Genomic DNA, 11,738 nt, shown 5'->3' with positions numbered 1-11,738 from the left:
TCCAGGCTTTCGGGAAACAGGGTGGTCTGGCTGCGATCCACGCCTTCAACAAAGCGTCTCATCGGATCCCCCAAACATAGCTGGGCGATCATATCATCAGCCGCGTTTTGACACAGCCAGGGTCAAAGGACGAAGCTCCCCTGCCCTTCGTGAACGTCTGGTTACCCCATGTAAGCGGACCTCGGCGCTATGTCCGAGAAGTGCCGATAGTGTTGATTGAGTGGGGCGTTGATTGTGCCGCGCTGGCGTGATTCCATGCTCCTGTCGCTTTGCGGAGGGCAAGACGATGATGGGCATGCAAGTGGCTCCGGCGCCGGGATCGGAGCATGATGATGTGCCTCCAAATCGCCCGAACCCGGCTCCAGAGCCGGGGCGACGGGGCAAACACAGCTATCCAGTAGCTCTGAAAAGCTCGGAGCAGACCGTCAACACTCCATCTGGCCGACTAAATCAACAAAATCTGCCAAGAGCGGTCATTCCGCATCCGCTACATCGACCTCACGCGTCGATCGTCTAAGGTCACACGACATGCATTGCCCGCGCCCTCACGGGGTGCAGGCCTCGGCGATCGAGAGGCTGTTCTCGTAGAGGTGGTGCCTGGTGATCCGGCCGTTCTCGACGGTGAGGTGCAGCGCGAACAGGCCCTCGAAGGACTTCCCCGTTGCGTGGACGGTCCCCAACACGTGCTCCATCAGGACCGCGTCGGTTCCGTCGACGAGGAAGGTGTCGACGGAGGCGTGGGCGTCCTCGGGCACGGTGTGCTCCATCAATTCCGTGAACTGGGCCGCGCATTCGGCGGCAGTGGAGCGCGGGCGGATCCACGGGACGGCGGGGTTATCGGCAAGCATCCAGTCGACCTGGTCGGCGAAGAGGGTGACGAGCCGCTCGGTGCCCCCGGCCAGGCGGGCAGCCAGGAACTCCTGCACGACGGCACGGGTGTCGTCGGCGATGGATCGTGCGATGTTGGCGGTAGGCGTGGCGGTCATGGCCCGGTACGATGGAGCGCCTAGCGCTGGGCCACCTGACGCGGCTCGGCATGATCAATGTGGATCACGCCATTGTTGCCATAGCTGTTGATCCCGGCCACCTCGGGCCGTGAGCGCAGGTACGCAACCACAGCCTTTCCGTCACCCTTTACCTTGAAGTCCACCGCCCGGCATGCGCTATGAAGCTTATGGCGCACGCTGGCGCGGCTGTGGTTATCGGTATGCAGCTCCGTCGTGGACACCAGCATCACCGCACCAAAGCGCGCTTCAACATCCTTCAGCACATTGCGCAGACCAGTCGGCAGGCACTCAGTGGGCGCCGCCGGTGAGCTGGCAGAAGCTGTCTGGGTGACAGGGGCTGACTTAAAGGCAGGTTCTGCGGAGCCGGCTGTACGAGCCGCCTGCTGGCCTGTGGGAAGCGGTGGCGGGTCCACCCAAAGGCGGCGGGCGGTGGGGGTGTTCGCCGCAACTGCGTTTCGCTTGACGTACTTCGCTGGCTTGGGCTGCGGCGCCACGAGAGCTTGCGCGCGCTCCCGCTCGGCATGGGCCGGAGCCGCTCGGAGCAGCAAGGTCCCCCCGCTCACCATCGCCCCCAACACCAGCGATGCACTGAGAACACGGGCGGCAGTCTCGACCTTGTTCCGTTGCTCCGCAGGTCTGAAGTAGTTCGCAGGGCGAAGGATGCGCTTGTGCATGGTGAAGATCCTGTTCATTGCTTCACCTCAGTCGCACTCGTGGACAATGCGGGACACGACCTTGCCCTGCGGCGTGCGGTGCTTCTGCACTTCCAAGTAGCAGTTTTCGGCCAGCTCAATGCCTGCCGTGCCGTGCTCCTCCACCAAGTCATCTCCCAACAACTCAGCCATTTGAACCTGGGCATCAGACTGGGAGGAGCCGCCTTGCGGGGCAGCCAAGGCTGCATGGCTGAGCACGATGGTGGCGCCGAGGGTCAGAACAGCGAGACCCCGGAAGTAAGAGGCAGGGATGCGGATCATGGCAGGCTCTCAAGCAGGTAGAGGGTGGAGGCCTGCCAGGATGAGCAGGTCAGATATCATTAACGCGCAATTGAACTGCGCACAACTATACTAACGGGTTATTCAGTAGTACGTTAACGAATCTGATTGCTCGTAGGAGTACGCCTTGGCCAAACCGCAGATGCATGAGCCTGACACCCTGGACGACACCCTCACCCTCGACCGGCAGCTCTGCTTTGCCGCCTATTCCGTGTCGCAGGCCTTCAACCGCGTGTACAAGCCGGGGCTGGACCAGATCGGCCTTACCTACCCGCAGTACCTGGTGCTGCTGGTTCTGTGGGAGCAGGACGACCAGATGATGAAGCACATTGGCGAACAGCTTCATCTCGACTCGGGCACGTTGACCCCGCTGCTCAAGCGGTTGGAGGCTGCCGGCATCGTGCGCCGCCAGCGCGATCCTGAGGACGAGCGCCAAGTCCGCATCAGCCTCACGCCCAAGGGCCACGGCCTCAAGGAGCAGGCTGCCAAGGCGCGGCACAACGTGGCCTGCGCCAGTGGTCGATCCGCCCAGGAGATCCAGGCGCTGAGGGACGAGCTCATGCACCTGCGCGACAGCCTCAACAGCTTCCTCGAGTAGTCTTCCCCGCCCTTCTCATACGGGGTTGAACCGTCACCATTGGCGCAAAAGCAGTAGAGCCGGAACCGTGGCTTTGGTCATAGGATTGATGATTGGCCAAGCGTCGCAACAGTTTGTCCTCCGGCAGGATGTTGGTGCAGCTCATTCAGGGGCAATGCTTCGGCATGGGAGGACCAACATGCCGACGTGCTCCAGCCGTCTCCGGAGATCCCTGCTGACCCTTGCGACGAGCATCCTGCTGGTGCCTCTGGCAGGACAGAATACAGCGCTCGCCCAAGCACCGGCCTGTGAGCGGTATAAGGCAGAACTCGCCTCCCTGAACCGCAGTGGCGCCTCATCTCGCCAAGCCGAAGCTAATGGCCAGCGGCATGCCCGTGAGATCGAGCGCCTGTCGGGCTACTATCGCGCCATCGGCTGTGACCGCGGCGGCTTCTTCTTCACGCCGCCGGCGGAGTGTGGTCCCATTGCTGGGCAGATCCGTGCCCTTCAGGCGAGCTACCAGTCCCTCATCCGCCAAACGACAGATACATCAGCTGTTGATGAGCGCCGCCGTCAGCTCAGGGCGGCGATCGGCAGGGCCTGCGATGCAACCGAACCTGAGTCCCTCCCAAGACCCAAGCTGAACGGGGATGGGCGTCTTGTGTGTGTGCGCTCTTGCGATGGAGGGTACTTCCCCCTGGACAGCGAGCCGAAAGGAAAAGAAAGCGTGGCCAGCCTGTGCAGCGCCTTGTGCCCGAATGCAGAAGTGATGGTCTTCCATGCTCCCCGCGAGGGCGGCATTGAGGAGGCGGTGTCGGACACAGGCGAGCCGTACATGAGGCTGCCGAATGCGCTGCGCTTCCGGAAAGCCTACGATCCGAGCTGCTCCTGTAAGAAGCCAAATGAGAGCTGGGCGCATGCACTGCGCAAGGCGGAGACCATGATCGCGCGCAAGAAAAGCGATGTGCTGGTCACCGAGGCAGTCTCGGAGCAGATGGCCAACGCGGCGCTCAGAAGGCCAAAGGCTAAGCGGGACAAGGCGGAGGGCACGATGATTGGTGTGGCCTCGGCAGCCCCACCGCCGACCTCAAGGGATCCTGAGACCACGGGCAGCGTTCAGGCGACCCCCTCGCCTGCCAGGCAAGGCAGGTTAATCCGGGTGATCGCCCCTGACATCATCCCGGTTCCAGTGCCATAAGCTTGTGAAGGCGCCTATTGAAAGATCCGCGAAGGTCCGGTGTGGGGCAATCTGAGCCGTTAGGCTTGGCCGTCTGAAGGTCAGCTTACTCTGTGAGTACGGAAGTAAGGTTAAGCTCAGCCCAGTGTCAGATGGAGAAGTTGAAGTGCCGGCCCGATCAGGTCCGCTTCGCGATTGATCATTGGCGCGCAGCCCACGCTCGGAAAGGCAGGACACAAGCATTGCCGAATAATGGCGACACTCTAGTTCGGCTTAGGTTTTCTTGGCTGTAAAGCGAGCCCCCGTTGATATCGTCGTACGAATCGAGCAGTCCAGCAGCCCCAGCGTTCCTGACCGGTGGCGGCGAGATGGGTGCCTTGATGCGGACCCACGACTGGTCCGCCTCTCCACTCGGTGCACCAGAGACTTGGCCCCAGAGCCTGCGCACAGCTGTGGGCATGGTGCTCGGCTCGAAGTTCCCGAGCTGCCTCGTCTGGGGTCCAGACCTGATCACCCTCTACAACGATGCTTTCCGTCCAATCCTCGGCATCGAGCCCGAGGCTCTCGGCCGGCCTTTCAGCGAGGTGTGGAGCGAGGCCTGGGACACGATAGGGCCGATCGCCGACCGCGCCTTTGCCGGTGAGCCGACCTTAATCGAGGACTTCCCGCTCATCGTCGAGCGGCATGGCTACCCGGAGCAGACCTACTTCACCTTCTGCTACAGCCCCGTTCGCGATGAGACCGGTAATGTCGCTGGCTTCCTGGACACGGTCATCGAAACCACGGGCAAGGTGCTGGCGGAGCAGCGCCAAAGCTTTCGGCTTGCGCTCGAGGAGCGGCTTTGCGGCGTGACAGAGCCGCGTGCCGTCATGGCGGCCGCTGTCGAAGCGCTCGGCCGTCACTTGGGCGCTAACCGGGTCGGCTACAGCGAAGTGCAGGCAGGCGACGAGACGATCGTCTGGGACGCATGCTTTGTCGACGGCGTCGAGCCTCTCATCGGGACATTTGCTCCCAGCGATTTCGGTTCCGTCAGCATCGCGCGCCAGCGGCAGGGGCTGACAGAGGTCTGCAACGACGTGGAGGCGGATCCGGCGCAGGTTCATGCGACCTGGGCTGCGATCGAGACACGCTCGTTCGTGTCGGTACCCCTCGTGCGCGACGGCCGCTTAACCGCCACGCTCTACGTCAACTTTCGCGATGTTCATCACTGGACGGCGCACGAGATCGCGCTGGTGGAGGAGGTCGCTGCACGGACTTGGGTTGCGGTCGCACGCGCCCGGGTAGATGGCGCACTGCGTCAGAGCGAGGCGCACTACCGTGCGCTGTTCGAGAACATCGATGTTGGATACTCAATTCATGAGGTAAAGTTCGACGAGAACCAGAACCCGGTCGACTACCGTGTGGTCGAAGCCAACCCGGCGTTCGAGCGGCAGACAGGCCTTGTCGATGCAGTCGGGAAATGGGTGAGCGAGCTTACGCCTGGCATCGAACAACACTGGATCGACGCTAACGGCCACGTCCTGCTAACCGGTGAGCCGGTGCGCATCGAGAACTATGTCGAGCCCCTGGCGCGCTGGTACGACGTTCACTTCTTCCGGACAGGAGAGCCGCGCGAGCCTCGTGTGGCCGTGCTGTTCAACGACATCTCGGAGCGCAAGGTCGCCGAGCAGCAGCTGCGCGAGCTTAACGCAACATTGGAAAAACGGGTCGCCGAACGTACCGCTGAGCGCAATCTGCTCGCAACGATCGTCGAGGTCACCGACATCATGGTGCTGGCGGTCGACCTCGACTTCAACATCCTTGCCATAAACACCGCTAACGCTGACGAGTTCGAGCGCATCTACGGCGTGCGGCCGAAGGCTGGCGACAACATGCTCGGGCTGCTCGCCGACCAGCCGGAGCACCAGGAGCAGGTCCGAGCCGGCTGGGCGCAGGGTATGCGCGGCGAGAACGTCACCTTCGTCGAAGACTACGGCGGCCCGGGCCGCGTCCGGCCGTACTATGAGGTGAACTTCCGGCCCCTACGGAACGAAGCAGGCGAGCAGATCGGTGTCTACCAGTTCGTCATAGACGTGACCCAGCGCGTCCGTGGGCAAGCACAACTTGCCGAGGCGCAAGACGCCCTTCGCCAGTCGCAGAAGATGGACGCGATGGGGCAGCTGACCGGCGGCGTGGCGCACGACGTGAACAACCTGCTCACCCCTATCGTGGGCGGCCTCGACCTTCTTCAGCGAAAAGGGCTTGGCGGCGGTCGCGAGCAGCGGCTGATCGCAGGCGCGCTCGCTTCGGCTGAGCGTGTGCGCGTGCTCGTGCAGCGGCTGCTTGCCTTTGCTCGGCGCCAGCCGCTGCAGCCACAGCCGGTGGACGTGGGCTCGCTGATTGCTGGCATGGCTGATCTCATCGGCAGCACCTCAGGTCCCCAGGTCAAGGTGACCGTAGACACCGCAAGCGACCTGCCGCCAGCGCTCGCCGATCCCAATCAGCTCGAAATGGCGATCCTAAACCTGGCCGTGAATGCTCGTGATGCGATGCCAAACGGCGGCCAGCTCACGATCTCGGCCCGAGCCGGCGATGTCGAACGCGCTCACTCGTCGGGTCTGGCGGCCGGCCCATACATCCGCTTGTCTGTCGCGGACACGGGCACCGGGATGGACGCAGAGACGCTGAAGCGCGCGGTCGAGCCCTTCTTCAGCACCAAGGGCATCGGGAGGGGCACGGGCCTTGGCCTCTCGATGGTGCACGGGCTTGCCGCCCAGCTTGGTGGCACGCTCAAGATCAACAGCAAGCCGGGACTTGGCACGAACGTCGAACTGTGGCTGCCGGCGAACCCGAGGTGAGCATCACGGCGGGCACCGTGCTTCTGGTCGACGACGAGGAACTGGTGCGCGCGAGCACCGCCGATATGCTCGTCGAACTCGGCTACACGGTTGTGGAGGAGATATCTGCCGAGGAGGCGCTGCGTCTGCTTGAGGACGGCTTGGTGCCTGACGTTGTGGTCACCGATCACCTGATGCCGGGGATGACGGGCACCGAGTTCGCCCGTGAGCTGCATCGGCGGCTGCCCGGTACCGGAGTGCTCATCATCTCCGGCTACGCCGACGTCGAAGGCGTCGCGCCCGACCTGCCGCGCCTGGTGAAGCCGTTCCGGCAGGCAGAACTCGCAGCGAGCCTTGCCGCTCTCGGAAAGAGCTAAGGTTGAGAACCATTGCACTGCGTTCGGCTCCATCAAGAACCCGCACAAGTGCGAACAGACAGCTTCCGGCCAGACCCTTACGCTGTAACTCCCTCGGTGTCCTCCTTCCCTGGCCGGATTAGGCCGGCGGGAGACAGGCTATGGGACATTCCGAATGCGATCCAGGCTTAGGGACCGAAAGCCGTGGAACGCAGGTCGAAAACTCGGAGCGAAGCGCCGCTCAAACCTCAGCACGTCTGGGCCATCCGCTTCTGTCTTGACCGGGAGCGACGGATCCGAGACCGAGCGCTGTTCGATCTGGCGATCGACAGCAAGCTGCGGGGCTGAGACATCGTGAAGATCAGGATCGACGATCTCGGCCGTGGCGGGCTGGTCCGTTCGGACCGACCAACGCTCGGCATGGGAGCATGGACGAGCGAGACTGGCCATGCGGCCATGTCCGCTTTGCGGCATCGATCGCTTGAAAGCGGACAGGCAGCTCTCGGCCAACTTCAGACATCGGGTTTCACCCAGCGCAAGGTCCGGGTTGGGTCAAACCAAGAAATTGAGCAGACGGAATGAACGTCTGCTCACTACGGAAAGGCAGACATTCGAGTTACTTCCGCCTCGTGCCAACAAGCGACGTTCCGATGGCTCCTCCCTACAGGGTGTTTCGCACCGCTTCCATCGCTTACTAAATAGAGCATCCGTCCTGCCTGTTCTCCCATCTTCGCAGATCTCCCAACCCGGACGTGCAAAGCTCTGCTTCTGTGTCCCGCATTTACACGCGCTCCCTCAAGCCCCACATCTTTGGAGAGGGAGATACAATGGCTGACAAGAAGGATCTCACACGACCACCCGCAACTGCCGGCAGTCCAGCCTCAATGGTTGACTCATTTCTTTCGGAAGCCAAGCGGCTTGGACCGTTGGCGGGCAATGCACCGCGGGCGCGGCTCGTGTTTGCTCTCGACGCCACCATGAGCCGGCAGCCCACCTGGGATCTTGCCTGCCTTGTCCAGGGCGAGATGTTTGCCGCGGCCAGTGAGGCCGGAGGACTCTCGGTGCAACTGGTCTACTTCCGAGGCTTCGGCGAGTGCCGCTCCTCCCGCTGGGTCGCCGATCCGCGGGCGCTGATGGACCTCATGACGAAGATCAGTTGCCGGGGAGGTCAGACCCAGATCGGACGGGTGCTCCGTCATGTCCGGACAGAGGCCGGCCAAGCACCATTGAAGGTGCTCGTCTATGTCGGCGATGCCATGGAGGAGCCGATTGACGATCTCTGTGCCGTTGCAGGCGAACTTGGCTTGCTGGGCGTCAAGGCCCTCATGTTCCATGAAGGGCATGACCCTGATGCCGCCCGTGCTTTTCAGGAGATCGCCCGCCTGAGCGGCGGAGCTTATGCCCGCTTTGATGCAGGAGCTCCCCACAGCCTGTCTGAACTCCTGCGCGCTGCCGCGGCCTATGCGGCCAACGGTGTCGAGGGTCTCACTCGGTTGTCCGCTGGCAACGCACAGGCTCGCGTTCTGCTCACCGCCATGAACGGACACAAGCCGTGATGCTGCTGTACGGCATCGCGGCCGTCACCGTTCTATGGTTTTTCCTGAGCAACTTCGCGCATGCGAACCCAGCCTCCCTTGCGAAGCTTCTCAAGGTCATTGGCGGCATTGTGGCCCTTGGCATCGCGGGACTGCTCGCTATCCGAGGACGGATCGACATAGCCCTGCTGATCGGAAGTCTCGGAGCCTGGCTCCTCGGGTGGAGCCGCATCGCTTTCCCCAATCTCGGCAGACGAGCGCAGCCGGCTTCCGGCAGCACGTCACGGGTCCGCTCACGGCTGATCGAGATGACGCTGGTTCACGACACCGGCGAGATGGACGGCTCCGTGCTTGCCGGTGCTTTTGCCGGGCAGCAACTCGGATCACTGGACGAGGCACGCCTGCGGAAGCTGCTGACGGAGTGCCAAGCTAGCGATCTCGATGGTGTCCGCCTTCTCGAGGCTTACCTCGACCGTCGCTTTCCTCATTGGCGTGAAGACACACAGGGTGAGGAGCAGCCGCGAGCAGACGCTCAGCCCGCATCGGGTGTTATGACTCCCGAGGAAGCCTACCGGATCCTAGATCTCCAACCAGGGGCCACCCACGATCAGATCCGGCAGGCACACCGGTCCTTGATGAAGAAGCTCCACCCGGATCAAGGCGGTTCGACTTATCTCGCGGCGCGGGTGAACCAAGCCAAGGACATTCTGTTGAGCCGGCATGGGGGGTGAACGATGATGCTGCAGCCACCGCCATCCTGGTTGAAGGGTGGATTGCTGATGATCCCGGATCTATGCCGCCACAATAATATCGAAGCGCCCATGGAGCGCGCCGGGCTCAGACACTTGCCCGGAAGACAAGGGCACAATCACGGTGCGGCGAGCCTGAGAGTCACGGATGCGGTTGAGGACCCCGTCCCGTGCGTTGAGGGGCTCGCCCTCGATGTACATCTGTGTGATCAGGCGTCCCTGCCCCGGCACATGCACGGCAAAGTGGATGTGGGGCGTCCGCCCTGGATACGGTACCGGGCGGATCGTGCGGAACCCATATCGGCCCTGATCGTCCACCTGGGTGCGGCCATAGCCCTGGAAGGCATGGTCGATGCGACCCTGCCCTGCTGCACGGGGATGGCGGTAGATGCCATTCGCATCACACTGCCAGATCTCGACCACGCTGCCGGGCTGCGGCTGCCCGCGGGTGTCCAGCACCCGCCCTGACACGTGGACCACCTGTCCCAGAGCCTGAGCGGCCTGACCTATGACCTTCACCAGATCGTTGTCCATGTCGGGCGGGAGCTCGACCGGGTAAAAGGGCCCTTCCGTCTGCCCTGGTGTCGGGACAAGCTCGGCCGCAACTAGGCTCCTCGGGATAATGATAGAGGCTGACGTGATTGCAGCCTTGATCAGCAAAGAGCGTCGATCAGGATCGATGAGAGGATGGTGGCTCATGCGGGAACCCCAGGCGTGGATCATTGAATGGCAGCATAGACGATCGGCCTCTCCAGACCAGTTCGCCGCATTTCACATCGCACGAACGTGATGGCAGGCCTGCGCTCCAGGTTCGGAAATGAGACGGGCAGCCCCTGCAAGCATGCGCTGCCTTTGGTTTTCCGCTCGTCATGAAGGTCGGCTCTATGTGACCAGACGACGTTTGGCCCGAGGCTGGATGGATCTATCATCAGAGGAAGCCGACATCACCTTTGACGTATGAGCGGTCGCTAGGCTGGAGTGTTTTCAGGTGATTGTTTCGAGCCGGCCGAACCGCACAGGCAGGAGTTCCCGAACTCCGGTCTGACCATTGGCACCCTTCTCAATGACGGTGAGATGCTGCATCTCCTCCGGGCCCACCGGCATCACCAGGCGCCCGCCTGGCTTGAGTTGCTCAAGCAAGGCGGCGGGCACCTTGTCAGCCGCAGCCGATACGAGGATCTTGTCGAAAGGAGCATGCTCGCGCCAGCCGCGGGACCCGTCTCCCTCGCGGATCTCAATATCGGCATAACCGAGCTGTTGAAGGAGCTCACGTGCAACTCCGGCAAACTCCTCGACGATCTCAATGCTCCGGACCTGACCCGCAAGCTCCGCCAGGATCGCCGTCTGGTATCCCAAGCCCGTCCCGACCTCGAGCACCTTCTCGCTGGGTTGTGGCGACAGAAGATCGGTCATGAGCGCCACGATAAAGGGCTGCGAGATTGTCTTGTCGAAGCCGATGGGCAGGGGCGTGTCCTGATACGCATAAGGTGCAAGAGGGGCCGGGACAAACAGATGCCGTGGCACTTTCCGCATCGCAGCCATCACCTGCTCGTCCAACAAGGCTCGGCCAATCTCGTCACTGGCCAGATCAGCGTGGATGGCAACCATCTCGACCATATGCCGCCGCAGGATCGCTAAGTGGCTCTCGTTCATGGGCTTCATGACACTGGCTTTCAATCGAACCACTTACTGGTCGTTCTACCTGCAAGCGATTGGCGAACCCTGAGTAACGCTCAGGAGGCCTGTCAGGTTGTCCCGACTGGCCTAGTCCCAAATCTCAGTCGGTCATGGAACCTTAGCCGTTTTTGGTGGTCGTCCTTTAAGAGCGCCTCGGCGGAGAGGGTGGGCAGCAGGCGGAGTGGACCATGCGGAGAATGATCTCGTTGATAATTGTGCTGATTGCGGCCCTCGCCGGGGCGACCGCGGCCATAGGAGCCGAGGTCCTCATCTCGGTCAACAAGACAACGCAGCGCATAACAGTGATGGTCGATGGCGCTGAGCGGTACTCCTGGCCTGTATCGACAGGTCTGGCGGATTACGCCACTCCGACCGGAGCCTTCACGCCGTCTCGTCTGGTGAAGGACCATTATTCGAAGGAGTGGGACGATGCGCCGATGCCGCACTCAATCTTTTTCACCGACTCGGGGCACGCCATCCACGGGAGCCAGGCCATCCGCCGGTTGGGCACACCGGCCTCCCGTGGCTGCGTGCGGCTGTCGCCGGAGAACGCCAGGATCCTCTTCAGCCTTGTCATGGCGGAAGGGCTTGGCAACACGCGGATCGAGGTGACCGGCGTTAATCCTATCGGGACCGGACCCGGGGGCAGCTATGGCCGCCTGACAAGCTTCGATCCGCTCACATCCGGAATTATGGTTGGAGGTTCTGCTGCTCGCCTACAGTCAGAAACTCGCAGACGCCCGTAACGACGAAATTGTGGTGGCAGACATAGGCCGCTCTGGGTCGAGCCTGTGTCAAAACACGATCTGGCCGCTCTGTGGAGCAATTCGATTTCGTGCGAGCCGAGATAAA

The 11,738-nt window shown here is 62.4% G+C and carries 13 protein-coding genes and 1 pseudogene; 9 read left to right on the top strand and 5 right to left on the bottom strand.

What is annotated here, in order from left to right; genetic code table 11:
* Positions 1-545: 545 nt before the first annotated feature.
* The 3 genes from IC232_RS31750 to IC232_RS31740 are packed head-to-tail and all read right to left on the bottom strand — an operon-like array spanning position 546 to position 1,981.
* Positions 546-986, bottom strand: coding sequence for a nuclear transport factor 2 family protein (locus IC232_RS31750; protein ID WP_190848941.1), 441 nt, complete (start codon positions 984-986; stop codon positions 546-548).
* A gap of 20 nt (positions 987-1,006) precedes the next feature.
* Positions 1,007-1,681: a D-Ala-D-Ala carboxypeptidase family metallohydrolase gene (locus IC232_RS31745; RefSeq protein WP_190848940.1), complete on the bottom strand. Its 675-nt coding sequence runs from the start codon at positions 1,679-1,681 to the stop codon at positions 1,007-1,009.
* Between the two features lie 27 nt (positions 1,682-1,708).
* Positions 1,709-1,981 carry a hypothetical protein gene (locus tag IC232_RS31740; protein WP_190848939.1) on the bottom strand — a complete coding sequence of 91 codons (273 nt, stop codon included), beginning with the start codon at positions 1,979-1,981 and terminating at the stop codon, positions 1,709-1,711.
* Positions 1,982-2,141: 160 nt separating this feature from the next.
* Between IC232_RS31740 and IC232_RS31735 the strand changes: the two genes are divergently transcribed.
* The 8 genes and pseudogenes from IC232_RS31735 to IC232_RS31710 all read left to right on the top strand — a co-directional run bounded on the left by IC232_RS31735 (position 2,142) and on the right by IC232_RS31710 (position 9,191).
* Complete coding sequence (locus tag IC232_RS31735; protein ID WP_190848942.1) at positions 2,142-2,597, top strand: MarR family winged helix-turn-helix transcriptional regulator; 456 nt, start codon at positions 2,142-2,144, stop codon at positions 2,595-2,597.
* 178 nt (positions 2,598-2,775) lie between these two features.
* Complete coding sequence (locus IC232_RS31730; protein ID WP_190848938.1) at positions 2,776-3,774, top strand: DUF2865 domain-containing protein; 999 nt, start codon at positions 2,776-2,778, stop codon at positions 3,772-3,774.
* Between the two features lie 359 nt (positions 3,775-4,133).
* Positions 4,134-6,590 (top strand): PAS domain-containing protein, encoded by a 2,457-nt coding sequence (locus IC232_RS31725; protein WP_409565005.1) that lies wholly within the window; start codon positions 4,134-4,136, stop codon positions 6,588-6,590.
* Complete coding sequence (locus tag IC232_RS33555) at positions 6,587-6,946, top strand: response regulator (protein ID WP_409565004.1); 360 nt, start codon at positions 6,587-6,589, stop codon at positions 6,944-6,946. The genes IC232_RS31725 and IC232_RS33555 overlap by 4 nt, the downstream gene beginning before the upstream one ends.
* Before the next feature lie 140 nt (positions 6,947-7,086).
* Positions 7,087-7,270: pseudogene (locus IC232_RS32770) on the top strand (integrase); the annotation flags it as partial.
* Positions 7,271-7,279: 9 nt separating this feature from the next.
* The gene (locus IC232_RS31720; RefSeq protein WP_190848937.1) at positions 7,280-7,507 is read left to right on the top strand and encodes a hypothetical protein; all 228 of its coding nucleotides are present in this window, start codon (positions 7,280-7,282) and stop codon (positions 7,505-7,507) included.
* A gap of 245 nt (positions 7,508-7,752) precedes the next feature.
* On the top strand, positions 7,753-8,481 hold the full coding sequence (locus IC232_RS31715; RefSeq protein ID WP_190848936.1) for a VWA domain-containing protein: 729 nt from the start codon (positions 7,753-7,755) through the stop codon (positions 8,479-8,481).
* Positions 8,478-9,191: a DnaJ domain-containing protein gene (locus IC232_RS31710; protein WP_190848935.1), complete on the top strand. Its 714-nt coding sequence runs from the start codon at positions 8,478-8,480 to the stop codon at positions 9,189-9,191. The genes IC232_RS31715 and IC232_RS31710 overlap by 4 nt, the downstream gene beginning before the upstream one ends.
* Positions 9,192-9,251: 60 nt before the next feature.
* Here the strand turns inward: IC232_RS31710 and IC232_RS31705 are convergent, their stop codons facing one another.
* Together IC232_RS31705 and IC232_RS31700 are read right to left on the bottom strand one after the other, a co-directional pair.
* Positions 9,252-9,908 (bottom strand): protocatechuate 3,4-dioxygenase, encoded by a 657-nt coding sequence (locus IC232_RS31705; RefSeq protein ID WP_190848934.1) that lies wholly within the window; start codon positions 9,906-9,908, stop codon positions 9,252-9,254.
* Positions 9,909-10,193: 285 nt separating this feature from the next.
* Complete coding sequence (locus IC232_RS31700; protein ID WP_190848933.1) at positions 10,194-10,871, bottom strand: protein-L-isoaspartate(D-aspartate) O-methyltransferase; 678 nt, start codon at positions 10,869-10,871, stop codon at positions 10,194-10,196.
* Between the two features lie 212 nt (positions 10,872-11,083).
* On the opposite strand from IC232_RS31700, the gene IC232_RS31695 reads away from it, so the two are divergent.
* Positions 11,084-11,632, top strand: coding sequence for a L,D-transpeptidase (locus IC232_RS31695; protein WP_246812525.1), 549 nt, complete (start codon positions 11,084-11,086; stop codon positions 11,630-11,632).
* Positions 11,633-11,738 lie beyond the last annotated feature (106 nt).

Origin of the sequence: Microvirga sp. (assembly GCF_014699075.1) — a bacterium.
Taxonomy (GTDB): Bacteria; Pseudomonadota; Alphaproteobacteria; order Rhizobiales; family Beijerinckiaceae; genus Microvirga.
Note: the sequence above shows the minus strand (reverse complement) of the source record. Positions and strands in the feature narration are given on the sequence as shown.